At 71.1% G+C, this 24,213-nt stretch carries 24 protein-coding genes; 13 read left to right on the plus strand and 11 right to left on the minus strand.

Annotated elements, in window-relative coordinates; all coding sequences use genetic code 11:
• Window positions 1-65 precede the first annotated feature (65 nt).
• Window positions 66-917 (minus strand): helix-turn-helix domain-containing protein, encoded by an 852-nt coding sequence (locus ACN9MM_RS39090; protein ID WP_426368577.1) that lies wholly within the window; start codon window positions 915-917, stop codon window positions 66-68.
• 336 nt (window positions 918-1,253) lie between these two features.
• Window positions 1,254-2,108 carry a LysR family transcriptional regulator gene (locus ACN9MM_RS39095; protein WP_426368578.1) on the minus strand — a complete coding sequence of 285 codons (855 nt, stop codon included), beginning with the start codon at window positions 2,106-2,108 and terminating at the stop codon, window positions 1,254-1,256.
• Between the two features lie 69 nt (window positions 2,109-2,177).
• Between ACN9MM_RS39095 and ACN9MM_RS39100 the strand changes: the two genes are divergently transcribed.
• On the plus strand, window positions 2,178-3,062 hold the full coding sequence (locus ACN9MM_RS39100) for an EamA family transporter (protein ID WP_426368579.1): 885 nt from the start codon (window positions 2,178-2,180) through the stop codon (window positions 3,060-3,062).
• Between the two features lie 198 nt (window positions 3,063-3,260).
• On the opposite strand, the gene ACN9MM_RS39105 is transcribed toward ACN9MM_RS39100, so the two are convergent.
• The 5 genes from ACN9MM_RS39105 to ACN9MM_RS39125 all read right to left on the minus strand — a co-directional run bounded on the left by ACN9MM_RS39105 (window position 3,261) and on the right by ACN9MM_RS39125 (window position 8,448).
• Entirely contained in the window at window positions 3,261-4,169 is a 909-nt protein-coding gene (locus ACN9MM_RS39105; protein WP_426368580.1) for a squalene/phytoene synthase family protein, read from the minus strand.
• A 483-nt stretch (window positions 4,170-4,652) separates the two neighbouring features.
• The gene (locus ACN9MM_RS39110; protein ID WP_426368581.1) at window positions 4,653-5,897 is read right to left on the minus strand and encodes a PP2C family protein-serine/threonine phosphatase; all 1,245 of its coding nucleotides are present in this window, start codon (window positions 5,895-5,897) and stop codon (window positions 4,653-4,655) included.
• A 327-nt stretch (window positions 5,898-6,224) separates the two neighbouring features.
• Window positions 6,225-7,424 carry an IPT/TIG domain-containing protein gene (locus ACN9MM_RS39115; protein WP_426368582.1) on the minus strand — a complete coding sequence of 400 codons (1,200 nt, stop codon included), beginning with the start codon at window positions 7,422-7,424 and terminating at the stop codon, window positions 6,225-6,227.
• Window positions 7,425-7,497: 73 nt separating this feature from the next.
• Window positions 7,498-7,656 carry a hypothetical protein gene (locus ACN9MM_RS39120; RefSeq protein WP_426368583.1) on the minus strand — a complete coding sequence of 53 codons (159 nt, stop codon included), beginning with the start codon at window positions 7,654-7,656 and terminating at the stop codon, window positions 7,498-7,500.
• Between the two features lie 186 nt (window positions 7,657-7,842).
• Entirely contained in the window at window positions 7,843-8,448 is a 606-nt protein-coding gene (locus tag ACN9MM_RS39125) for a dihydrofolate reductase family protein (RefSeq protein ID WP_426368584.1), read from the minus strand.
• Window positions 8,449-8,881: 433 nt separating this feature from the next.
• On the opposite strand from ACN9MM_RS39125, the gene ACN9MM_RS39130 reads away from it, so the two are divergent.
• From ACN9MM_RS39130 to ACN9MM_RS39145, 4 genes are all read left to right on the plus strand, one after another.
• Complete coding sequence (locus ACN9MM_RS39130; protein WP_426368948.1) at window positions 8,882-9,778, plus strand: endonuclease/exonuclease/phosphatase family protein; 897 nt, start codon at window positions 8,882-8,884, stop codon at window positions 9,776-9,778.
• 68 nt (window positions 9,779-9,846) lie between these two features.
• The gene (gene cseB, locus ACN9MM_RS39135) at window positions 9,847-10,605 is read left to right on the plus strand and encodes a two-component system response regulator CseB (RefSeq protein ID WP_426368585.1); all 759 of its coding nucleotides are present in this window, start codon (window positions 9,847-9,849) and stop codon (window positions 10,603-10,605) included.
• Window positions 10,606-10,621: 16 nt separating this feature from the next.
• Window positions 10,622-11,878 (plus strand): sensor histidine kinase, encoded by a 1,257-nt coding sequence (locus ACN9MM_RS39140; RefSeq protein WP_426368586.1) that lies wholly within the window; start codon window positions 10,622-10,624, stop codon window positions 11,876-11,878.
• Window positions 11,879-11,992: 114 nt separating this feature from the next.
• Entirely contained in the window at window positions 11,993-12,967 is a 975-nt protein-coding gene (locus ACN9MM_RS39145) for a D-alanyl-D-alanine carboxypeptidase family protein (protein WP_426368587.1), read from the plus strand.
• 45 nt (window positions 12,968-13,012) lie between these two features.
• On the opposite strand, the gene ACN9MM_RS39150 is transcribed toward ACN9MM_RS39145, so the two are convergent.
• Together ACN9MM_RS39150 and ACN9MM_RS39155 are read right to left on the minus strand one after the other, a co-directional pair.
• A complete protein-coding gene (locus ACN9MM_RS39150) occupies window positions 13,013-13,612 on the minus strand; it encodes an exonuclease domain-containing protein (protein WP_426368588.1) in 600 nt (199 codons plus the stop codon).
• A gap of 119 nt (window positions 13,613-13,731) precedes the next feature.
• Window positions 13,732-14,241: a GNAT family N-acetyltransferase gene (locus tag ACN9MM_RS39155; RefSeq protein WP_426368589.1), complete on the minus strand. Its 510-nt coding sequence runs from the start codon at window positions 14,239-14,241 to the stop codon at window positions 13,732-13,734.
• A 321-nt stretch (window positions 14,242-14,562) separates the two neighbouring features.
• On the opposite strand from ACN9MM_RS39155, the gene ACN9MM_RS39160 reads away from it, so the two are divergent.
• The 4 genes from ACN9MM_RS39160 to ACN9MM_RS39175 all read left to right on the plus strand — a co-directional run bounded on the left by ACN9MM_RS39160 (window position 14,563) and on the right by ACN9MM_RS39175 (window position 17,741).
• Window positions 14,563-15,378, plus strand: coding sequence for a S1 family peptidase (locus ACN9MM_RS39160; protein WP_426368590.1), 816 nt, complete (start codon window positions 14,563-14,565; stop codon window positions 15,376-15,378).
• 149 nt (window positions 15,379-15,527) lie between these two features.
• Entirely contained in the window at window positions 15,528-16,718 is a 1,191-nt protein-coding gene (locus ACN9MM_RS39165) for an alpha/beta hydrolase (protein ID WP_426368591.1), read from the plus strand.
• A gap of 674 nt (window positions 16,719-17,392) precedes the next feature.
• Window positions 17,393-17,539, plus strand: coding sequence for a hypothetical protein (locus tag ACN9MM_RS39170; protein WP_426368592.1), 147 nt, complete (start codon window positions 17,393-17,395; stop codon window positions 17,537-17,539).
• A 73-nt stretch (window positions 17,540-17,612) separates the two neighbouring features.
• Window positions 17,613-17,741, plus strand: a complete 129-nt coding sequence (locus tag ACN9MM_RS39175) for a hypothetical protein (RefSeq protein WP_426368593.1) — start codon at window positions 17,613-17,615, stop codon at window positions 17,739-17,741.
• A 7-nt stretch (window positions 17,742-17,748) separates the two neighbouring features.
• Here ACN9MM_RS39175 and ACN9MM_RS39180 read toward each other — a convergent pair whose 3' ends face one another.
• Together ACN9MM_RS39180 and ACN9MM_RS39185 are read right to left on the minus strand one after the other, a co-directional pair.
• On the minus strand, window positions 17,749-18,513 hold the full coding sequence (locus ACN9MM_RS39180; RefSeq protein WP_426368594.1) for a GntR family transcriptional regulator: 765 nt from the start codon (window positions 18,511-18,513) through the stop codon (window positions 17,749-17,751).
• 35 nt (window positions 18,514-18,548) lie between these two features.
• Entirely contained in the window at window positions 18,549-19,316 is a 768-nt protein-coding gene (locus ACN9MM_RS39185) for a GntR family transcriptional regulator (protein ID WP_426368595.1), read from the minus strand.
• 179 nt (window positions 19,317-19,495) lie between these two features.
• Here ACN9MM_RS39185 and ACN9MM_RS39190 point away from each other — a divergent pair, with 179 nt between their 5' ends.
• From ACN9MM_RS39190 to ACN9MM_RS39205, 4 genes are all read left to right on the plus strand, one after another.
• On the plus strand, window positions 19,496-20,755 hold the full coding sequence (locus ACN9MM_RS39190; protein ID WP_426368596.1) for an extracellular solute-binding protein: 1,260 nt from the start codon (window positions 19,496-19,498) through the stop codon (window positions 20,753-20,755).
• 170 nt (window positions 20,756-20,925) lie between these two features.
• Window positions 20,926-21,834: a carbohydrate ABC transporter permease gene (locus tag ACN9MM_RS39195; RefSeq protein ID WP_426368949.1), complete on the plus strand. Its 909-nt coding sequence runs from the start codon at window positions 20,926-20,928 to the stop codon at window positions 21,832-21,834.
• The gene (locus tag ACN9MM_RS39200; RefSeq protein ID WP_426368597.1) at window positions 21,831-22,664 is read left to right on the plus strand and encodes a carbohydrate ABC transporter permease; all 834 of its coding nucleotides are present in this window, start codon (window positions 21,831-21,833) and stop codon (window positions 22,662-22,664) included. The genes ACN9MM_RS39195 and ACN9MM_RS39200 overlap by 4 nt, the downstream gene beginning before the upstream one ends.
• Window positions 22,665-22,673: 9 nt before the next feature.
• Window positions 22,674-24,179: a beta-N-acetylhexosaminidase gene (locus ACN9MM_RS39205; RefSeq protein WP_426368598.1), complete on the plus strand. Its 1,506-nt coding sequence runs from the start codon at window positions 22,674-22,676 to the stop codon at window positions 24,177-24,179.
• Window positions 24,180-24,213 lie beyond the last annotated feature (34 nt).

Genomic DNA, 24,213 nt, shown 5'->3' on the forward strand with positions numbered 1-24,213 from the left:
ATGGCACGGCCGGAGGCCCGGCTGCCGTCATCCTGGGTCGGGAAGCGCCGCCCCGCGTTGAACATTCATGCGCGATCGGCGAGCAACCTCCGTACACCGCTGGGCACGTGCCCCGTTTGGCTCCGGCACATCCGGGTCAGATGGGCCTGGTCGGCGAACCCGTACGCGTACGCCAGCGCCCGCAGGCCGCCCGTGCCCACCCCGCCCTCGATGGCATGCAGGACCCCCCTCAGCCGCAGTTCGTTGCGGTACCGCGTCAGGGTCGTCCCGGTGACGGCGCGGAACACCCGGCTCAGGTGGTGCGGCGACACCCCCACGACCTGGGCCAGATCCTCCAACGTGAGCCCGAGCGCCACCGGCCCGGTGGCCAGAACGGCACAGACGTCGCGCACGAGTCTGGCGTGTACGCGCGCGGTCGCCTGCCGCGCGCGACCGCGGTCCTCAGCGCGCCGGGAGTCCACGGAAGCGGCCACTGCATCGAGCAGCCGATGCAGGCGCTCGGCCAGCTCGAACGGTTCGGCGCCGCGTCGAGCGGCCGCCAGCAGCGCCCGGTGCCGCAGATCGGTGACCCCGTCGACGTGGAATCCACGGGAGATCCCGGCCGTGTCGTCGAACCGATCGGCGAACGAGTTCTCGGACAACCGCAGCTCGCTTGACCGGTCGCCCGGACCCAGCGGATGGGCGACCCGCAGCTCGTCACCCGGCCGCAGCAGGTAGCCACCGGTGGCGTCGAGGAAGAGCTCTTCTCCCTCGACCCGCTGTACGAACGAACCGGCCCTGACCAGCACCACGCTGTACTCGTCGGCGTATCCCGGCCCGACGAAGCCACGGCGGTCCTCGCAGCACAGAATGTCCTGGAGGCGGATCCCCGCGGACCGGACCCGCTGCCGCAACGCCCCCCGCCGCTCCCGCACCACCTCGGACCGTAGGAGCTCCGCGATGGTCCGCTCGTCTCCGTCCATGACATCCCCTCCCCGCTGACCTGCTCAGGATGTGACGTTCGACAGCCGGGCACGATGCTCACAGAAGAGCCGGCGACCCGCCATGCGCGAGCCGCGAGTTCGGGCCGCCGGTCTGCACCTCGGCCTGTTCCCATCACCTGCTGGGCCTTCTGCTCGCGGCGACTCCGCACCTGTGATCAGTCGGTCGCACGCCATGAGAATGCCCCGCCGAGACGATGAGGGATGCTTGCGTGCCTTCGGGGCACTGTCACGCCTTGCGGAGGAGGCATGCCTGCGCGCCTCCGGGACACGTCATGTCTTGCGGTAGAGGTCGGTGAGCAGTTCGATCACGCTCTGGGTCGCCGGGTGCGGGTCGTCGCGCCACCAGGCCAGCCGCACCGCGACGGGTTCGGCATCGCGGACCGGTCGGTACACCACGCCGGGCCTGCGGTACTGGATGGCGGTGGCCTCCGCGCTCATGCCCATGCAGCGCCCAGTGGAGATCGCGGTGAGCCAGTCGTCCACGTCGTACGTCTCCTGGATCGCGGGGCGTGAGTCCGGCGGCCACAGCTCCGGTGTCGTGGTGCCGGTACGCCGGTCGATCAGAAGGGTGCGGCCGCTCAGGTCCGCCAGACGCAGCGACCGGCGCCTGGCCAGCTCGTCGTCGGCGGCCATGGCGCACAGTCGTCGCTCGAGGCCCACGATCGCCGAGTCGAAGCGCCGGTCCTCCAGCGGTCTGCGCAGCACGGCCAGATCGCACGAGCCCTCCGCAAGCCCGGCGGTCACCGAGTTGACCCGCACCATGTGCAGCTCGGTCCCGGGATGCGCCGCGGCCCACCGGCGCTGGAAGGCGGGAGTGTGGCGGCCAAGGGCGGACCAGGCGTAACCGATCCGCAGGACGTGTTGTCCCGCTGACGCCTCCCGGACCAGTTCCTCCGCTGCCGCGAGCACCCGCCGCGCGTGCGTCACCACACGCACCCCGGCACTCGTGGGGGTCACGGACCGGGAGGTGCGCCGCAGCAGCCGGACACCGAGCGCTCGTTCGAGCGATGCCAAGGTTCGGGAGACGGCGGCCTGTGAGACGCCGAGCGTCAGCGCGGCGTCGGTGAAGGTGCCCTCGTCGACGATCGCGACGAGACAGCGCAGCTGCCGCAGTTCGAGATCCATGACTCCAGCGTATAGATCGGATCCGCGCATGCATTATGTGCAAGGACGATCCGGCGTCAGCATCGGCCCATGCGAACAGCCCCGTCCGGACCTGCCCCGACGACCCGCAACGAGCCGACACCCCGCACCTCCCCGGCCGGCGTGGCCGCCATGCTCGGCAGCGGCCTGTCCAACCAGATCGGCGCGGCGACCGGCTCCCTCGCCTTCCCCGTCCTCGGACCCGTGGGGGTCGTCGCGGTCCGTCAGTACGTCGCCGCCGCCGTGCTGCTGGCCGTCGGCCGGCCCGCGCTGCGGAGCCTCACCTGGCGGCAGTGGCGGCCCGTCATCATGCTCGCGGTCGTCTTCGGGACGATGAACCTCTCCCTCTACACCGCCATCGACCGCGTCGGCCTCGGGCTCGCGGTGACCCTTGAGTTCCTGGGCCCACTCGCCATCGCCCTGGCCGCCACCCGCCGCCGGGTCGACGTCCTGTGCGCCGTGATGGCGACGGCCGGGGTCGTCATCCTCATGCGCCCGCAACCCTCCACCGACTACGTCGGCATGGGCTCCGGCCTGCTCGGGGCCGTCTGCTGGGCGTCGTACATCCTGCTCAACCGGACAGTCGGCAGCCGCGTCCCAGGGGCGCAGGGCGCCGCGGCGGCAGCGCTGCTGTCCGCCCTGACGTTCCTCCCGGTCGGGCTATACGTCGTGCTGCGCCACCCGCCGACCGTCGCGTCCCTGGGGTACGCCGTCGCCGCCGGAATCCTCGCCTCGGCCGTGCCGTACCTCGTGGACCTGTTCACGCTGCGCCACGTACCGGCCGCTGCGTTCGGCCTGTTCATGAGCGTCAACCCCGTGCTCGCGGCCGTGGTCGGCTGGATCGGGCTCGGCGAGGGCCTCGGCTGGATCGACGGGCTGGCCATCGGAACCGTCGTCGGCGCCAACGTCCTCAGCATCCTCACCTCACGCCGCTGATCCCCGGCCCCGTCGTCCACCCCGCCCGCCGTGCCGCTCGTCGTCCAGGGACCGGGCCCTACGCACGCGCACCGGACGGCGGCATGCGTCGAACGCCGTCAGCGGTGGTCGATCGAAGGCGACGACCACGTCTTCCTCCGGCTCGTGATCCACCGCGTCGGAGGCGACTCGCCGATCCGGCCCGTTCGACGAGCCCCCTCAGGGCCTGACCCACGGGGGCCGCAGCGCCCGTACCGCCGTCTCCCTCAGCAGCAGTACGGCGGCCGCCGACGCCGAAGGCCCGGAGGTGCGCGTCGCCAGGGACGCGCCCGCACGGCGTACGGCGTCGAGACGAAGACGTTGCACGCCGACGAGGGCACGCACGAAGGGTCGGTAGGGAGGGTCCACCACGCCCGCGAGGGAGGCAGCCGGAGCCAGGTCGGCCGCGGCCCGGTCGGCTTGCTCCTCGACGAGCCGGCCCAGCGGCGCGCCGGGCCGGGTGAGGTCGGCACCGTGGCGTGCCACCGCGTCCGTGGGGACGCCCGGCCGGCCCGCGCGCACGTCCTCGGAGAGATCCTCGAGGAAGTCGAAGCGCTGCATGGCACGGATGAGCCGGTGGCAGCCGCTGGTGAACTCCGTGCGCGCCGAGGCGTCCGCAGGCGCGATGAGACAGGCGGAGAGCATCAGTGCGGGCAGGGAGTACTCCCGTACGTACTCCTCCAGCTCCTCGTCGTCCGCGATGGCCCTCCACGCGACCTCGCGCCGACAGCCCCGCAAGAACTCGTCCACATGGGCGAGCACATCCGGGTGGCACTCGGCCGTGCGCGTCAGGCAGCGCAGTACGGGCACCCCGGAGTCACCTTCGGCGAACGCCTTTCCTACCAGCCCGTCCCACTCCCAGAGCGCGGCCGCCCGTTCGTCCGGCTCCCCGCGGTCGATCCGGTCGTCGGTGTCGTGCATGAACGCGACCACGGCCACGACGTGCGGCAGCAGCGCGGCCGGGAGCAGCAGCCGGGCGGCCGCGTACTCTGCCGCCGCGAATCTCCGAACCGACCGCCGCTGCTCGGTGTAGTCCCGGCGCAGCCGCGGCTCCCTCACCCCGGCCCGGTCGAGGGCCCGCTTCCACATGCCGATCTCCTGTCGTCGTCGGCTGCGAGCCTACGGGTGCCCAGAACGGGAGCATGGACGAGCCCCCGGCGTTCCGTCCGTCGAGCAGCGCACTCGCCTCGAGCCGAACCGGAAGACGGAACCCGCCCCCACCTCCTCGGCGGTGACCCCGCTGACTTGTCCTGTCGAAGGGCGGGGGGCCTGCTTCAGCGAGGGTGGGGCGGCGACGGTGCCGGTAGGAGCCGTACCGCACCAGTGCCACACCGATGGCGAGCTTCGCGGCGACGGCGGCGGCCGAAGGGGCACTGGGACGTGCCGGAGGTGACCTCCCGTCAGCAGCAGGACAAGAGCGATCGATCACCACGACCAGGTTGGCCGGCCACGACAGCAGGAACGCCACGCCCTGACGGACACCGCTCCGCGAGGAGAGCAGCAGGATGACGGCGCTGTTGTGCAAGAACGCGCCCTTGTCCGGTGGTCCGGGGACACGCACGTCACGCGGGCTCAGACGCGGACGACGACCAGGGCGATGTCGTCGCGGGCTCCGCCGGGGACGCCGAGCCGCGCGAGCAGCGTGTCGGCCAGCCGCGCCGGGCCGAGGCCGGCGAGGTCGCCCAGGGCGGTGGTGAGCCGGTCCAGGCCGACGTCGATGTCCTCGTCACGGCGTTCGATGAGTCCGTCGGTGTAGAGGACCAGGGTGTCGCCCGGGCGGTAGGCCGTGCCGGCCTGCGGCCGAGGAACGTGCTCGGGTCTGGCTCCCAGCGGCGGATCGGTGGCCTGGTCCAACAGATCGCACGTGCCGTCCCTGTGCAGCAGTACCGGCGGCGGATGCCCGGCGCTGGAGTAGACGAGCAGCCTGGAGCGGGTGTCCACGAGCACGCTGACCGCGGTCGCGGCGAGCGCGCCCTCGACGGAGCGGGCGTACATGCCCAGTACTTCCAGGGCCCCGGCCGGCCCGGCCACCGCGCGACTTGCCGCGGACAGGGCGCTGCGGAGCATGCCCATGACGGTGGCCGCCTCCAGCCCGTGCCCGACGACATCGCCCACCGCGACGGTGAACCGTCCTTCGGTCAGATCGACGGCGTCGTACCAGTCGCCGCACACGTTCAGCGAGCCGATCGCCGGCAGGTGGCGCACCGCCACGTCGTCGTGCCGGGCCAGGTCCGGGGAGTGCAGCATCGCCTCCTGCAAGGTGACGGCGACCTCCCGCTCCCGTGCGTGCGCCGCCCGCAGCTCCTCGTTCAGCCGCTGCAGCTCCCGGGCGCGGGCGTACAGCTCGGCCTCCATCCCCGCCTCGCGCTCCGTCATCCGCCGCCCCTGGCCCCGGCCGCTGAATCGACGGGAGTGCATGAAGGCGGTCACGTCCTCCACGCGGTGGATGATCCACGCGACCCGCCCTTCCGCGTTCTTGACCGGGGTGTTCACCGGGGACCACCAGCGTTCTTCGAAAACGCCGGGCTGCGAGACCACGGGGATGTCGTACTTCTGTACGGCCATCGTGTCCGCCTCACCGGTGGCCAGCACCCGCCCGAGCGACGCTCCGAGGTTCTTCACCCCGTCCGCCCCCGGGTCGGCGGGATTGTCGGGGAACGCGTCGAACACGTGCTGCCCGAGCAGATCCGTCCGGGTGCGGCCGGTCGCCCGAAGGTACGCCTCGTTGACATCCACGATGACCAGATCCGGTGCCAGCACCAGATACGGGCTCGGCGTTGCGGCGAACAACGCACTGTGGTCGATCTCCGGTCTCACGGACCTTCCGATCCCTATCCCGAGCACAGCTCCTGCCACCAGCCTACGCAGCGCTCGGGCCGTCCGCGTCTCAGAACGCCCATCCGTCTCCCTCGGCGTCGGCCGGCCTGAGCTCGCTAGGTGGCCGAGGGTACGTGACATTCCCGGTCGTACGCATGGAACCCCCGGCCGGTTCTTCGGCCGGGCAGACCGGCCTCCACCATCCGATGGAGCAGCGAGGGAGGCGTGCAGAGGCCCACTCGCGGACGCCGGCCTTCGACGATTCACCGCTTACCGTGCACGAGCTCGTGGGCTGGCCGCTGTCCGCGGCCAGGGAATACGCATGCCTCAGTACGTGAACGTCGCCTGAGGCCCCGGCAGGGACTGCGCGCCGAAGGCGTTGGTGACGACCACGGGCACGGTGCCGACGATGCCCAGGACGGGTGGGATGACGACGAGGACATGCGGGGAGGCCGGCACGATACTGAGGGCGCCGATCCCGTTGAAGGTGACGGTGCTGGCCGCGTCGAAGCCGAAGCCTGTGATGAGGGCTTTGCCACCGTTGGCGAGGACGCCGAGAGCGGTGTCGGGGGTGATGTCGGTGATGACGGGCGGGTCGACGCCGATCTCGATGGAGAGCTCGTCGAGTACGGGAGCGATCGGCAGGGCGAGGCCGACGGCAGCGGTCGGATTGGTACTGGTGGGACTGGGCTTCATCTCGTCGCCCTGGACAAGGAGGCCGATGACCTCGTCGTTCACGTTGACCAGGACGGAGCCGGAGTCGCCGTGCCAGAGGAAGAGCCCGCCGAAGGGGAAGGTGTCCACGCGAAGGCGTTCGATGCCGACTTGTCCGGGGTTCATGTGGGCGACGACCAGGCCGCTGGTGAGGCCCGTCGCGCGACCCCGCTTTCTGGCAGCGGTCCAGACGTGGGCGCCGGGCGGGAGGGTGGACGAGCCGGGGAGAGCACCGATGTCGAGGACGCTGCAGTCGGGGGTACCGCGGCCGGGGTCGGGATCGAGGATGGCGCAGTCCCAGTCCGTCCCCTGCAGTTCGACGGTGCCGACGACTGCGGATTGGGGGGCTCCGGGTTGCGGCTGGAACATGTCGATGCCGGGGGCGGGGGTCACGTGGTTGGCCGTGAGCAGGCGCCGCGCTCCGTCGCTGCGCCGTTGTGCCACGCAGCCGAGCGTGCCGACGAACACCTGGAAGGGGTCTTCCCATCCGATGGAGACGCCGCCGCGCGGTGCGTGGTAGAAGGTCGAGTCGTTGAGGAGCGCGACTGGCTCCGGGTGACTTTCGACGACGTCCGTCGTGTAACCCTCCCAGGTGCGGGGGATCACCGCTTCCGTGGGGAGCCGGCTGGGCGGGCGTTTGTCGGGAACGTAGACGATCAGCGAGAGTTCTTCGACGTACGTGTCGCCGATCCGCTTCAGGCCGACGCCGAACCCCACGTCGGACGGCTGCAGGCGTGCGTACGCGGATCTCAGTGCCTCCAGGGCTTCGTACGCGTCAGGTGGGATGGCGCCGGGTTCGCCGGGCTGCAGCATCAGAATCCCTCCGTTCGGACCGAAAGGATCACCGCTTCCAGTGTGCCGAGTTCTGCCGGGCGGAGCGAATGGATCAATCCGCCCTGGATCCGAGGCGGTGCTCGAAAGCAACGCGCGCTTCGTTCTCCAGCGACGAGGTGAATGTCGCGAGCATCCTGGCGATGATCAAGCTCATGCAGGTCGGCGAGGACATGGCCGTCATCCAGTCGACGGCGGGCAAGCCGGCGGCCAAACGCGGAACGTCACCCTTTCCGCTGTCGGCGACCCTCAGTGTCCGAACAGCCCCGTGGAGAAGCCGGGGTCGTCCTGGCCGCGTCGGCGGCCGACGAGTGGTTCCTGGCGCACGAGTTGGGGCATGTGTTCGCTCCCCGCGTGTTGGTGCCGCCCTCCCCCGTCCAGACCGGCTGCCGGAGCACCGTCACGCAGGAACGACGAGCGGCGGGTGTTCGAGCACCTGGGGCCTGTACTCGACCAGCTGGATGCGGCCATCGAAGGTTCGGTGCTCGATCATCTCGAGGGCAACGTCCGGATAGCCGTCGTAGATGCGTTCTTCGCCCGTGGCACCGGTGATCACCGGGAACATCACGACCCGGAAGCGGTCGACGAGTCCGGCTCGCAGCAGGGACCGGCAGAGACTGAGGCTGCCGATCGTGCTGAGGAGCCCCGAGCCACTCGACTTCATGGCGCGGACCGCCTCGACGGCGTCGTCGCGGACGAGCGTGGCGTTGGCCCACGTCAGCGGCTCCTTCAGGGAGGAGGAGAACACCACCTTCGACGCTCGTGTGAGCGAGTCGACGGACGCCTCTTCCTCGGCCCTGAACTCGTCTTGACCGCTCGGGACCTCGCCGGCGGCGAAGCCCGACATCAGGCGGTACGTGTTCGCTCCCATCAGGTAGGTGACCTCGGGCTGCTCGCCGAGCCAGGCGAGGTACTCCGGGCCCTCGAGGCCCCAGAACCCGGGCCATCCCTCTCCTGACGCATAACCGTCGAGGGAGGTGATGAAGTCGACGAGAAGCTCCGACATGGCGGTGTCCTTTCCTGGGGTGTCACGAGCTTGGACCGGCCCGGAGCCACAGACTCATCGGCCGCGCCGAGAAGAATCGAGAAAACCCTCGCGAACATCGTCACCGGCTTCTTCGGTGGCATGGGCGGCCGCGCCAGACACGGTCGAGACTACGCACGCCCAGAACCCACGGTGGGAAGGGGGGCAAGCAAGTGTCGATACACACTTGAAACACAGCCGCGGGGCGCTGGAAGCAGTGCTCAGGCCGGCTGGAAGCGTGTCCGCGCGACTCTGTGCCCGTACCCGATCCCCGGTGTACGTGACGTCGGAGGCCGTTGTCTTGCTGCGCACTTTCCAGCTCCCCTCTCCCGCCCCCCAAGCGGGGCCCGCCGAACCGCCCCGGGACGGTGCCCGACCGCCTGAGGACCGCGCCCGCGCGGGCCGTCGCGGCCGGCTGATCGCCGGCCTCGCGCTCTGCGCCGCCTTGCTGATGGCGCTGCACGCCCAAGTCCCGAACGGGGTCGGCCGGCTCGGCAACCTGTTCGAGACCTTCCTGCCGTGGGCCGGGCTGTGCGTTCCGGTTCTGCTCGCGATGGCGGCGGTTCGACGCTCCCGGCTCGCGGCCGTCGCCGTGATCGCGCCCGCGGTCGTCTGGGTCTCCCTCTTCTACGGAGTCGTCGCCGACAAGAGCTCCGTCGGCGGAGACCTGATCGTGGTCACCCACAACGTGGGCGAGGAGAACCCTGATCCCGAGCGCACCGCGCGTGCCCTTGCCCGCTCCGGGGCGCACGTGCTCGCCGTGGAGGAGCTGTCCTCCGACACCACTCCCACGTACGAGCGCGAGCTGGCCGCGGACTACCCACACCATTCCGTGCACCTGGGCATCGGACTGTGGAGCAAGTACCCGCTGCGCCGGGTGGAACCCGTACCGATCATGCCCTGGACCCGTGCGGTACGGGCCACGGTCGACACGCCGAAAGGACCCGTTGCGGTGTTCGCCGCTCACCTCGCGTCGGTACGAGTGACCCCGACCGCCGGCTTCGCCACCTCCCGCCGCGACGAGGCAGGACGGAATCTCGCGGAGGCCGTGCGGGCCGAACCGCTGCCCCGAGTGATCGTGATGGGCGACTTCAACGGGACGACCGACGACACCGCGCTGAGGCCGTTGACCTCGCAGCTGCGCTCCACGCAGCGGGAAGCGGGCGACGGCTTCGGCTTCACCTGGCCGGCTTCGTTCCCGTTGGTACGCATCGACCAGATCCTCGTCAGGGGAGTGAGCCCCGTCTCGTCCTGGTCTCTTCCGGCCACGGGCAGCGACCACCTCCCCGTCGCGGCCTCGCTGCGGCTGTGACCGTACCGCCCGAACCGCTGATTACGATGACGGGAAGCACTTGTCCGCCCCATGACCAGATAGGTGGTATGTCGGTCATCCGAGTACCAGGCCCCATCAGCGTGCTCGTCGTCGAGGACGACGCCGTCATCCGCCGCGCCGTCCAGCTCTTCCTGGAGCGATACGGCTATCAGGTCACCGTGGCCGCGGACGGCCTCGCCGGCCTGGAAGCGTTCCGAGCCGACGCCCATGATCTGCTGATCCTGGACGTCATGCTGCCCGAACTCGACGGCATCGGGCTCTGCCGGCGCATCCGGGAGGAGAGCCTGGTACCGATCCTGATGATGTCCGCGCGCGGCGACGCCCTCGACGTCGTCGCAGGCCTGGAAGCGGGCGCCGACGACTACGTCGTCAAACCCGTCGACACCGCCATCCTCGTCGCCCGCATCCGCATGCTGCTGCGCCGCGCGAGCTTCGGACCATCCGAACGAGCCGAGAAGCCGCCCACCCCACCCCCGGACACCCAGCCAGACGTGGACCAGGCCGGCGCGGTGACCTCAGGGGTGCTGGTCTTCGGCGACCTGACCGTGAACACCGTCGGTCTGGAAGTGCACCGGGACGGCCGGCCCGTCCCGCTGACCCCCACCGAACTGCGCCTCCTCCTGGAGTTCGCCGCGGCACCCGGCACCGTGCTGGACCGCCGACGGCTGCTCCGCGACGTCTGGGACTACGGCTGGGAAGGCGACTCCCGGGTCGTGGACCTCTGCGTACTGCGCCTACGCAAGAAGATCGGAACCGGCCGGATCGAGACCGTCCGCGGCTTCGGCTACAAACTCGTCCGCGACTGAGAGACCGAACCGGCCCATGGCACTCCTCAACCCACGCGCCCTGCGCTGGAAGATCGCAGCCCTGACCGCGGCCGCCTGCTGCGCGGTGGCCGCGGTGATCGGCGTACTCGTCCACCAAGCCATATCCGAGCGCGGCGACCGCACGGGCGAACAGCGCGTCGGCGCCCGTCTGACCGCCGCGGAGCGCGAGTACACCCGCACAGGCACCGTACCCATCGACATCGAGATCCGTACCCCCCAACAGCTGGAAGCGCCCCTCGCGGACGCACTGGCAGCCAGGAACCCGAGCGATCTGTACGCGACCTGGTACGACCAGAAGCCCCCCAACTGGTACTGGCTGTGGGCGGCCATGCCCGTCGCCGACAACCACGTACTCGTCGCGCGGACGGACATGAGCACCGAGGTACGCAGCCTCCAGCTCCTGGACCGCAGCATCATCAAAGCCGTGCTCGCCGCCCTCGCGGTCGTCGTACCGCTCGCCGCCCTGGCCACCGAACCGATGAACCGCCGACTGCGCCGCGGTTCGCGCACCGCCCGGGCCATCGCCGACGGCGACCTCGACGCCCGGATCGGCTCCGGCGGCCGAGCCCGTGACGAGATCACCGAGATGTCGGCCGCCATGGACGTGATGGCCGAAGCCCTGCAACGCAAACTCGAGAACGAGCGGAGATTCACCGCGGACGTCGCCCATGAACTGCGCACCCCGTTGATGGGCCTGTCCACCGCCGCAGGACTGCTCCCGGAAGACGACGAAGCAGCGGAACTCGTACGCGACCGGGCCTCGGCGCTGAACGGCCTGGTCGAGGACCTCCTGGAAATCTCCCGGCTCGACGCCGGCGCCGAACGGGCCAGGACCGACCTCGTACCCCTGGGAGACCTGGTCGCCGACGTCGTGCGCCGGACCGGGACGCCGACCGTCGTCACGACCAGGGACGCCCAGGTCGTGGAGACCGACCCGCGAAGGGTGGAGCGGATCGTGGTCAACCTGGTGACCAACGCACACCGGCACGGAGCCGCCCCTGTAGAGGTCACCGTCACCGGCACGCGGATCGTCGTACGGGACCACGGACCCGGCTTCCCCGCCCCGCTCCTCGCTGAAGGACCACAGCGCTTCCGTACGGGAACCTCCGAGCGGGGGCGCGGCCACGGCCTCGGACTCACCATCGCGCTGGGGCAGGCCGAAGTGCTCGGAGGGCGGCTGACCTTCGCCAACGCCCCCGACGGAGGCGCGACGGCCACCCTCGACCTGGCCTCGATCCCGTCTGAAACGTAACCGCAATACGACCCCGCGGCGACGGAAACAGGGGCGCACGAGACCGGAAGCACGAGCCCTCGAAGGTGAATTCAGGTGCGGGATCCGCACCCACCCCGCCTTCGGAGGTCCCCCATGTCCGCCCATCCTGGCCGTTTCCGACCCAGTCTGCGCCGTCCCGCCGTCCTGTACCTGTCCGCCGCCCTCCTCGTGAGCGGCACGGCCGGCTGGTACACCTTCGGTGGACGAGCGCCCTCCAGCGCCGCCGCGGGCACTGGATCGCCTTCCGGCGTGAGCCTTCCGACGGACCTGCCGTGGCCGACGGAAGGGCAGTCGAGCGCGGAGGTCGAAGGCCTCGGAAGCCTCGGGACCAGAGGCGAACAGGCACCGGTGCCGATCGCCAGCATCACCAAGGTCATGACCGCCCACGTGATCCTCACCAGCCACCCGATGGCCGCGGACGAGCAGGGCGCAACGGTCACCGCCGACCAGCAGGCCGCCGACGAGTCGTACTCCCCGACCGAGTCGACCGCACCTCTCGTGGCCGGCCGGGACTACACACAGCGCGAGCTCCTGGAGCTCATGATGCTGCCCTCGGGCAACAACGTCGCCAGGCTCCTGGCCCGCTGGGACGCGGGGAGCCAGGAAGAGTTCGCCGAGAAGATGAACGAGACCGCCTCGAAGCTCGGAATGGACCGCACGACCTATACGGGAGCCTCGGGCATAGAGCCCAGCACGCAGAGCACCGCGACCGACCAGCTGAAACTGGCCCGCGCCGTCATGAAGAACGAAGCCTTCCGCAAGATCGTCGCCACACCCACCGTCACGGCCCCCGGCGTCGGCGTGCAGATCCGCAACAGCAACAAACTCCTCGGCCAGGACGGAGTGATCGGCCTGAAGACCGGCTCCTCCACCCCGGCCGGCGGCAACCTCATGTGGGCCGCCACCCAGGAGGTCGCAGGAACCTCCCGCCTCATCCTCGGTGTCGTCCTCCACCAGCAGGCCGGCACCAACCCCACCCAGGCCATGGCCGCCGCCTTCGACGCCAGCCGCACCTTGATCACCGCCATTCGCAGCGCCCTCCCCGAGGCGAGCCCGCCGCGCACGTGACGGCATGGGTCCGGATGACCGACCGCTGCCGAGGGCCTTCCTCCCCTAAGGCGTCGACGGCGAACCGACCCTCGAGTCCATCCAGGCCCCGCGCTCCACCAGGTTCAGGACGAGGGCGGCGATGTTCCAAGCGTCGTCCTCGCCCCGGTGGTGGCGGCCCTCCAGCGGCAGCCCCGCGATCTGCAGGGCGCCCGCCATACCGGGTCGCTTGCGCAGGCCGTACGCGTCGGTGAACACGGCCTTGGCGTTGGTGTGCCGCTGCTCGATCGGCCGCCCGAACGGATACGGTGCGCCCGTCGCCCGGCACTGCCGTTCGAACTGGTTGCGGTCGTAGTCTCCCCAGCTCGCCCAGGGCCGGCTGCGCGCCCCATGGGCGTCGGCGAGCATGCGGCACGCCTCGGCGAAGCCGACGCCGCCGGCGACCTCCGCCGGGGTGAGCCCGGTCAGCTCGGTGCAGAACTCGCTCACCCCGGAACGTGCGGGTCGCACCAGGATCCGGTGCCGCTCCACGCGCCGCCGGGCCGCCAGATCCACGACGGTGAGTCCGATCTCGATGATCTCGCTCACCTCACCGGGCGGCGGCTGCCCCTCCCAACAGGTGGCCTCGACGTCGACGACGTTCAGAAGCGCGGGTCTGTGTTCCATGACGTCAGGTTAGGGACGCGGGACGGAAGGGGGCATCCGGTTTTCCCGTGGGCCGACCACCCGCGGGCCGACCACCCGTGTGCGTTCGCGCCGCCCGCCCGGGTCGCGATGGTGCGCGGTCAGTTCAGCTCATCGGCCAGGAGGTCCATGAGCAGGCCGTCGTGCCAGGTTCCGTCGTCGCCGCGTTCGTACTGCCTCATGATGCCGACGGGGCGGAAGCCGACCTTGGTGTAGCAGCGGATGGCGGCGGCGTTGTCGGCGGCCGGATCGATGACGAGCCGGTGGAAGCCGGCATCGTGGACGAGGTACCGGGCGAGGGTCCTGACGGCGTCGGTGCCCAGGCCCCGGCCGTGCGCCGACGGGTCCAGGTAGAGGTCGATGCCCGCGTGGCGGTAGTCAGGATCCTCTTCGGCGTGCCACTGGATCATGCCGATGATCCGGTCCTGCTGGTAGATCGTCAGACAGTGGGTGTCGGGATCCGTCAGGTCTTCCGAGATCTCGGCCTTGAGGTCGGGGCCGCCGCGCCAGCGCGCCCGCACCTCGGGGGTGGCGCGGATCGCGGCCAGTGCGGGGACGTCGTGGGGCTCGGACGGCCGGAGTACGAGGGCGTTGCCGTACAGCACAGTCATGTGGGGGAGCCTACGGTCCAGCTCGGACCGGCTGGTTGACAGCGGTTCGGGTGACACGGGAGGTCTTCGGCCGCTCGGCCGAACCCGAATCCCTTGCACTTCCCCGCAGCAGTGCGACGCGGACGCGCGTCAGAAGAGTCTCGAACTCCGTGCACCAGGCGTCGTTCGGCCTTCCCCGGTTTCGTGACCTGGGCACCCCACCGGCTTTCTCCGGGGGGACATCCCCACCGCGTTCCCGCCCGCTGGCCGGATGGTCCGGCGGATCCCTGACCAGCAGGGTTGGTCGGGCACACCAGGATGTATGAGGAAGGGAAACCATACGTGTTCAGCTTGAAGGCGGCCGCCCGCCGCGCGGCGCTTACCACTGCGGTCGGCGTGCTCGCCGTCGCGACCAGCGTCACCATGATGGCGGGCAGCGCCGGAGCGATCGTGAACGGGACCGATTCCACCGAGCGCTATCCGTTCATGGCGTCGATCCCGGAGTCGGCCCCGACCCAGGGGTTGCACGACGGCAACTGCGGGGCGTCGCTGATCGATCCCCAGTGGGTGCTGACGGCGGCCCACTGCGTAACGGGTGAGGGTCTGGTGCTGGACGGCATCGTCAGGATCGGCAGCGAGGCCCGGAAGTCGGGGGGAACCGTTCGGGCCATCGAGCGAACGGTGATTCACCCGGGCTTCCGGAGCGGTGACGGGAAGGCGGCCAACCGGCACGACATCGCGCTGGTCCGCCTCGACCGCCCCGTCTCCGAGCAGCCCGTCAGGATCGCGGAGCGGGCCGGGCCGCCCGGGACCCCGACGCGCATCCTGGGGTTCGGCACCACCGCCGACAGCGAGTTCGCGTTCGCTGAGCGGCTGCAGGAGCTCGACACGCGCAGGGGCGCCGCCCGCGAGTGCGCTCCTGGCTACGCGGACCGGACCCGGCTGTGCACGATCAGCGAGGTCCCCGAGGCCATGGCGTGCTTCGGGGACTCCGGCGGACCGCAGCTCCAGAAGGGCAGGCGCGGACAGTGGGAGCTCGTCGGGGCCACCTCGGGTCCCGGCGCCCCGGGGGTCGCCTGCTCGGCCGGGCCCGGTCTCTACGTCAACGTGCCCGCGTACGCGGACTGGATCCGGAAGACCTTCAGGCACGCCTCCTGACCCTGTCACGGATTCCCCGGGACACGACGCAACCCCGGGCCTGGTCGGACGTCTGTCGAGATGAAGCCGCGTGCGGGGCGCCGGGAGCCGCTCCCGGCGCCCCGCAACCGGCACACCGTTCACCGCTCACGGCTCATGGAGACCGACTCTTGAACCACACCGACACCACCACCCGCCGCCCGATGCGAGCCTGCGCACTCGCCGCGTCGACGGCGGCCCTTCTCGTACCGCAGGTCCTGGCGGGAAGCCCCGCGACCGCCGCCACTCCCGACGCCGCCCAGGGCCTGCGGGGCGTCTCCGCCGTCACCTACGACCTCGGTGACCAGTCCTATCGGCTGCCGGGAACGGGGGAACCGGTCGAGATCGCCGGCACCGTGCACTACCCGGCGGATCTCGGAACCACGCCGCTGCCCCTCGTCGTCCAGCTCCACGGCTGGCACGAGACCTGTGCCGACCGGGCTGCGGCAGAGGCCCGGACCGCTGCCGAACTCGCCCAGGACTGGGAGGCGTACGAAGCGGCCAGCCGGAAGCTGTTCAGCTGGCCCTGCGCTCCCGGAACCCGTCCGATCGCCAACGACCGCGGCTATGACTACCTCGGCGAGGAACTGGCCCGGCGCGGCTTCGTCGTGGTGTCCATCCGCGCCAACGGCATCAACGCGTCCTCGGTGTGGGGGGACGAGAACGCCTCCGCACGGGCCGACCTGATCAACAGGCACCTGGCCCTGTGGCAGCGGCTCGGCACCTCGGGCCGTGGCGGCCTCGTCGGCGCGTTCCGCGACGTGGCGACGGGCAAGCCGCTGCGTGTCGACTTCCGGGACCGCGTCGACCTGAACAGGGTCGGCACCATGGGCCACTCGCGTGGTGGAGCGGGTGTGACCTGGCAGGCGGCCGACCGTCACAAGGACCAGTGGCCCACCGGAGTCAAGGTCAAGGCGGTCCTGGCACTGGCCCCCGCCTACAACGTCATGACCGAGGACATGACCGCGTACGAGATCACGAAGACCCCCGTGGCCGTGCTGCGCGGGACCTGTGACGGCCAGGTCGGTACCGAGGCCTTCTCCTTCGCCGCCGACGCCACCGCCCGGAGCACCGCCGGCTTCCACCGGCTCGCGATACCCGGTGCGAACCACAACTACTTCAACACGGAGTGGTCGCCGGAGAGCGGAGAGGTCGCCGCCCGCGACGACGCCGGACACGACGTCGACCGGCCCGGCCAGTGCACCGAACCCGGCGGCTCCGCCTACGCTCCCCAGTTGACCGAGGCGGAGCAGCGGCGGGTCGGCACGGCCTACGCCGAGGCCTTCTTCCGGCGCTACCTCGGCGACGGCCGGAAGCCCTGAGCTCTGGCCGTCGGTGCGCTAGCCAGGGGCGACGTTCAGGTTGCGACGCATCGCTTCGCGAAGGGCTCGGGCAGCATCCTCGTACGTAGCGCACGCGGCTCGGTACGCCTCGTTCTCGGGAGCGGCTCCGACCAGGACCTGCTCCCGGAAGTCGCGAAGCGCCGCGTGTACCCGTTCGGTCAGTGCCAGCAGCTCCGCCGGAGCACAGAGCTGCAGTTGGTGGCGGAGCTCGTACGTGCCGCCCTCCCGCACGATGTCGCACGCCGGCTGCGCCCACTCCGGCACCGGCTGCTCAACGTGGTGAGCGAGGTCTCGCAGCCCGCTTCGGGTCCGGGACAGGGCGACGAGGTACGTACACCTGGCGCCGAACGTGCCCCCGTCCGTCGACGCTGCCCGGGCGGACAGCGATAGCCGCGGTCGCCGCTGTCGGCGGCGGCCTGATCGGAAGGTCCGCCGGGCTCAAGACCGTCCATCTCACTGCTGAGGCGGCCCGTGCGGCCACGCGCTATGCCACGGAGCGCGACACCGTCGTCGAGTTCGTCGCGGCCGCCGACAGAGAGATGTCTCTGGCCTGGGAGGCTGAGTCCGGCCGGGCCGATCGGAACGACCACGCACACACCCGGGCGCAGGACGAGGCACACCTGGCGTCCCGCCGGGCCCTGACGCTGATCGAGTTGACGAACGCCCCTGAGGTAGGGACCCATGCCCACGAGGTGCTGCTCGGCCTGCGTACGGCGCGCGCGGCAGGGGACTGGGAACCGTTCAAGGCGGCCAGGGCCCGGCTGATCGCCACCGCTCGGGACCACCTGCGCACCCTCTGACCAGTCCGGAGTCCAAGGCCTGAGCAGCGCTGCCGTTCGCAGCTGGTGACCCGGTCCTTGCCGGCGCCCCGACGTGGTGTCCGGGCTGAGCGTCGACGAGGCCTGGATCAGGATCCGGCTGACCCCGCATCCCGAGGAGTCCCACCTCGCCCTCACCCGTGACGTGCTCACCCGGGTCCTGCTCGCCCGGCGCACCGGATGAGGGGGCGTCACTCCACCGTTCCCCACCACGCCCCGCCCCGCGCCGCGTCCGCCGCCGGATCGCCGACCGCGCTGTCGGCGAGGGCGAGCCGGGAGACGATGCGGTAGCGGTCGCCCCGGTAGAGGGAGCGGACGTACTCGACCGGTCTGCCGTGCGTGTCGGAGGTGATCCGGTCGAAGAGGAGCGCCGGCGCGAGGACCGGTACGTCGAGGAGAACCGCCTCCTCCTCGCTCAGCACGGTCGGCTCGATCGACTGGACCGCGTGGGCGGGACGGATGCCGCGCCGCTCCCGCAGGTGGGCGTAGAAGCCGCCCTCCATGTCGGCGGCGGTGAGGCCGGGGACCAGATCGGCGGGGACGTGGAGGTGCTCCAGGGCGATCGGGGCGCCGTCCACCCGCCGCAGGCGCGTCACGTGGACGAGTTCCGCGGCGGGGGAGATCGCCAGTCTGCGCCCGATGCGGGCGCCGGCCCGGACCGTGCGGAGTCCGAGCACCGTGCTGGTCCAGTCGCCCCGGCTCCGGGGCGCGCCAGCCGCCCGGTGTTCGGAGACCAGCTCCTGGGTGATCTTGTCGGGCGCGACGAACATGCCACGCCCGTGCTCCCGTACCAGCAGGCCCGTGGCGACGAGTTCGTCGACGGCCGCGCGCAGGGTGGGCCGGGAGACGCCGAGGGTGGCGCAGAGGGTGCGCTCGGACGGGATCGCGTCGCCGGGTCGGCGGCTCTCGATCACGGTCAGGAGGTGCTCGCGCACCCGCTCCCGCTTCAGCTCCATGCCGTCCACTCCCCAGTGCGCCGTTCCGCTGCGGGTCAGTATGCATCCCCCTCCGTGGAGGAGGTCACGAGGCCGTCGCGGGTGAAGTCGAGGCGGGAGACGATGCGGTAGCGGTCGCCCCGGTAGACCGAGTGGACGTACTCGACGGGACGGCCCGCGGTGTCGAGGGTGAGGCGCTCGATCAGCAGGGCGGGGGAGAGCACGGGGACGTCCAGGAGTGCCGCTTCGTCCTCGCTGACGACGGTCGGTTCGATCGACTGGGTGGCTTCCTGGACGTGGACCCGGTGGTGCTCCCGCAGATGGTCGTAGAGGTCGCCCGCTTCGAGCTCCTCGGGGGTGAGCGAGGCGCCCACCAGGTCCGCCGGGATGTGGAGGTGCTCGATGGCCATGGGTGAGCCGTCGACGAGGCGGAGGCGGGCGACGTAGAGCAGTTCGGCGGCCGGCGAGAGCCGAAGCCTGCGGCCGATGCGGGCGCCGGCCCGGATCGTGGCGGATTCCAGCACGGTGCTGGACCAGCTGCCCGACGCGCGGGGGACGGTGAAGGCCGCGTCGTCCGGGGCGAGCCGCTGGATGATCTTGGCGGGTGCGACGAACATCCCGCGGCCGTGCTCCCTCACCAGGGCCCCGGTCGCGACGAGTTCGTCGACGGCCGCGCGCAGAGTCGGCCGGGAGACGCCGAGGGTGGCGCAGAGGGTGCGCTCGGACGGGATCGGGTCGCCGGGTCCGCCCGCCTCGATCAGGCCCAAGAGGTGCTCCCGTACCCGCTCCCGCTTCAGCACCCCGCTGGAGGAGCCGTCCTTCATGCCACCCACCCTCACCTCACTGGTCAACTGGTAAATCCGATACTAGCCGCACCGGTTGACCGTAGGTCCGGTGAACGACTCATGTTTTTCCAGGGATTGACGGCCTTCGCCGCGCGTGCCACCTTCTGCTCACACGCCTGACCACTTGACCAATTGGTCAACTATTCATCGAGGTGCCCGTGAAGAATCGTCCCCTCGTCGGCTCCGTCGCCCTCGCGGCGGCCGTCGCCCTCACCGCCACGGCCTGTGGCGGATCGGGCGACCCGGCAGCCTCCGGCGGACCCGAGAAGGTCACCGTATGGATCATGAAGGACAGCGTCACCGACGCCTTCCTCGACCGTTTCCGCACCGGCTTCGAGGCGGAGCACGAGGACATCGACCTGGACATCCAGATCCAGGAGTGGGACGGCATCGGCGAGAAGGTCACCGCCGCCCTCGCCAGCAAGGACGCCCCGGACGTCATCGAGGTGGGCAACACCCAGGTCGCGCAGTACGCGGCGAGCGGCGGCGTCCGCGACCTCACTGACAGGACGGCCGAGCTGAACGGCGCGGACTGGCTGCCGGGGCTCGCCGAGCCGGGCAAGGTCGACGGCAAGCAGTACGGCATTCCCTGGTACGCGGCCAACCGGGTCGTGATCTACCACAAGGACCTCTTCGCCCGCGCCGGCGTGACCACTCTCCCGAAGACGCAGGCCGAGTGGCTCGCCGCCACGGCCCAGCTGAACCGGGGCAGGACCCAGGGCATCTACCTCCCGGGCCAGAACTGGTACACCCTCTCCGGGTTCATCTGGGAGGAGGGCGGCGACCTCGCCGTCAAGGACGGGGCCGCCTGGAAGGGAGCGCTCGACTCCGCCCAGGCGCGCGCCGGCATGGACTTCTACCGGCGGCTCCAGGCCCTGGGCAAGGGCCCCAAGGACTCCGACGAGGCCAAGCCCCCGCAGGCCGAGGTCTTCGCCAAGGGCGAGGTCGCCCAGATCATCGCGGTGCCGGGCGGCGCGAAGATCGTCGAGGAGATCAACCCCGCGCTCAAGGGCAAGCTCGGCTTCTTCCCGATCCCCGGCAAGACCGCGGGCAAGCCCGGCGCGGTCTTCACCGGCGGCTCCGACCTGATCGTGCCCGAGGCGTCGCACCACCCCGAGTCCGCGTACGAGGTGGTCAAGGCACTGGCGGGCGAGAAGTGGCAGACCGACATGGCCAGGACGATGAGCTACGTGCCCAACCGCACCTCGCTCGCGCGCGTGATCCAGGACGACGAAGGGACGGCCGCCATGGCCGCGGGCGCGGCGCAGGGCCGGGCGACCCCGAACTCCCCGCAGTGGGCGGCCGTCGAGGCCACCAACCCGATCAAGCAGTACATGACGGCCGTGCTCACCGGCACCGACCCCGCGCAGGCGGCCGCGATCGCCTCGCAGAGCATCACCAAGACCCTCGGCTCGTGAGTGGACCCGTGAGCGGACCCGTGAGCCCGCCCGTGAGACAGCCCGGGAGCACGCTCGACCCGCCCCTCGACGGACCGCCCGACGGACCGCCCGACGGACCGCTCGGCGGGCGGCCCGGCCGGCGGATCGGCCGACGGCCCGCAGGACGGCCGGGTGGGGCCCGCCGTCCGGTGCGGGGCCGGGGCCCGTCGAGAAGGGCGGCCTTCTGGCCCTACCTCCTGGTCGCCCCCACCGTCCTCGGCGGTCTGCTCCTCCTCGGGTATCCCTTCGTCCGCAATCTGCTGATCTCCTTCCAGCAGTACGGCCTGGGCGAACTCATCCGCGGCGAAGCCTCGTTCGTGGGGCTCCGTAACTACCGGACCGTGCTCGCCGACCCCGAGTTCTGGGAGGTCGTCCGGCGCACCTTCTGGTGGACCCTGGTCAACGTGGTCCTGATCATGGTGATCGCCACCCTGGTCGCGCTGATGATGCAGCGACTCGGCCGACGGATGCGGATCCTCGTGACGACGGGTCTGGTCCTCGCGTGGGCCAGCCCGGTCATCGCCACCACGACCGTCTTCCAGTGGCTGTTCGCCTCCCGGCTCGGGGTGGTCAACTGGGTTCTCGTACGGCTCGGGTTCGAGTCCTTCGAGGGCTACTCGTGGCTGGCGGACGGCCCCGCCGCGTTCACCGTCCTGGTCCTCCTGGTGGTCTGGCAGTCGGTGCCCTTCGCCGCGATCACGCTGCACTCGGCGCTGCTGACCGTCCCCGCCGAGCTGTACGAGTCCGCCAGGCTCGACGGCGCCGGGGGCCGACGGATCTTCCTCTCGGTCACGCTTCCCCTGCTGCGCCCCATCTTCGGACTCGTCCTCTGCCTGGAGGTCATCTGGGTCTTCCGCTGCTTCGCGCAGATCTGGGCCGTGACCAAGGGAGGCCCGGGCGAGGCGACGACCACCCTGCCCGTGTACGCCTACCGCGTGGCCCAGTCGCTGCACCGCTACGACCTCGGAGCGGCGGTCTCCACGCTCACCGTCCTCCTCCTCGTGGCCGTGCTGATCGCCTACTTCCGCCAGATGCTCCGACAGGAGGCCGACCGGTGACCCCGCGCGCCCTGCGCCGAATCCCCCTCAACACCGCGGCCGCGCTCGTCTTCGTCCTGGCCGTGTTCCCTGTGTACTGGATGGTCCTCACGGCCTTCCGGCCGACCCGCGACATCCAGTCCGAGACGCCGCGGTTCCTGCCCGTCTCCGTCACCCTGGAGCACTTCCGGCACGCCGTGGCCGCCGACGGGTTCTGGATGTTCTGGCGCAACAGCCTTCTCGTGACCGCCGGTTGCGTCGTACTCGCCCTCGTGGTGGCGCTCGCCGCCGCGTTCGCCGTCGCCCGGATGAACTGGCGCGGCCGGCGGGGCTTCATCCTCATGGTGTTCATCGCCCAGGTGGCGCCATGGGAGGCGCTGCTGATCCCGATGTACGTGATCGCCCGGGACGCCGACCTGCTCGACCGGCTCATGACCCTCAGCCTCGTCTACTTCATGGTCACCCTGCCCTTCACCATCGTGACCCTCCGCTCCTTCCTCGCGGCGGTCCCGCCCGAACTGGAGGAGGCGGCACAGGTCGACGGGTGCACCCGCACCGCCGCGTTCCGCCGGGTGACACTCCCGCTGCTCGCACCCGGGCTGCTCGCGACCTCGCTCTTCGGGTTCATCACCGCCTGGAACGAGTTCGCCTTCGCCAACATGCTCATCATCAAGAACCAGGACGACCGGACCCTGCCCGTCTGGCTGTCGTCCTTCTCCAACGTCTTCGGCACCGACTGGGGCGCCACCATGGCCGCCTCCACCCTCTTCGCCCTGCCCGTCCTCGTCCTCTTCCTGGTCCTGCAGGGCCGGGTCGCCGCCGGAATGACCGGCGGAGCCGTGAAGGGATAACGCACCTCGATGCCCCAGCCCCGACTCGTTCCCGAACCCACCCACCTCCAGCTCCTGCCCGGCACGTTCACCTTCGACGCGTCGACCGCGCTCAAGGTCTCTCCGGGAGCCGAGGGCGCTGCCGGACTGCTGCGTACCCTCCTCGGCCCGGCCACCGGCCTGCCGCTGCCCCCACGTGCGGACGGCTCCGTCGTCCTGGCGCTCGATCGCGCCCTCACCGGACTCGGCGACGAGGGGTACGGCCTGACCATCGGCACCGAGGGGGTGCTGCTGCGGGCCGCCCGGCCCCAGGGGCTCCTCGCCGGTGTGCAGACCCTCCGCCAGCTGCTGCCCGTCGAGGCCCTGCACGCCGAACCCGTGGCCGGCGTCGCCTGGTCCGTCCCCTGCGTGCAGATCACCGACACCCCGCGCTTCCCGTGGCGCGGCTCCATGCTCGACGTCGCCCGCCGCTTCCGCCCCGTCTCCTACCTGCGGCGGTACGTCGACCTCCTCGCCCTCCACAAACTCAACGTCCTCCACCTCCATCTCACCGACGACCAGGGCTGGCGCATGCCGGTCGCGGCGCTCCCGCGACTCACCGAAGTCGGCGGGCTGCCGCACGGCGGTGCCTACACCCGGGCCGAACTGACCGGTCTGGTGGCGTACGCGGCGGAGCGCGGCGTCACTGTGGTGCCCGAGATCGAGATGCCGGGGCACGTCCGCTCCGCGCTCGCCGCCTACCCCGAGCTCGGCAACCATCCCGGCCGCACCTACGAGGTCTGGGACCGGTGGGGCGTGTGCGACACCATCCTCGGCGTCCACGACGGCGCCCTCGACTTCTGCCGCGCAGTAATGGACGAGGTGATGGAGGTCTTCCCCTCCCCGTACGTGCACATCGGCGGCGAGGAATGCCCCACCACCGAGTGGCACGACGCCCCCGCCGCGCTGCGCAGGGCCGCCGAGGAGGGGCTGCCGGGACCCGAGGCCCTGCACGGATGGTTCATGGAACGCATCGGACGGCACCTGCTCGACGCGGGTCGGCTGCCGCTGAGCTGGACCGAGAACGGCGCGGACCTCCCGCCGTACTTCACCGTCATGCCCTGGCGCGACGCCGACCACGGCCGCACGGCCGTCCGCCGCGGACACCGCGTCGTCATGGCGCCCCATCGCACCACCTACCTCGACTACCCCCAGTCGGCCAGCCCCGCCGAGCCGCCGGGCCAGGCCGGCGAGGTCGTCGATCTGCGGACCGTGCACGGCAACCAACCGGCGCCGGCGGACTGGACCCCGGAGGAGGCCGTCCAGGTCCTCGGCTCCCAGGTGCAGCTGTGGACCGAGTACGTGCCCACCACCGCGCACGCCGAGTACCTGACGTTCCCCCGACTCTGCGCGCTGGCCGAGGTCGTCTGGACCGGCCGCCACGACTGGCCGGGCTTCCAGGAGCGCCTGCGGCACCACAGGACACGGCTCGACGCCCTCGGAGTGCCGCGCCGGCTGCCGTCCACGCCCGCCGCCCTCCTCGCCCCCGCCCCGTGACCGGGCCCGCACACCCCTCCCCCCGCTCGTACGC

The organism is Streptomyces sp. E-08, assembly GCF_049913095.1.
GTDB lineage: Bacteria > Actinomycetota > Actinomycetes > Streptomycetales > Streptomycetaceae > Streptomyces.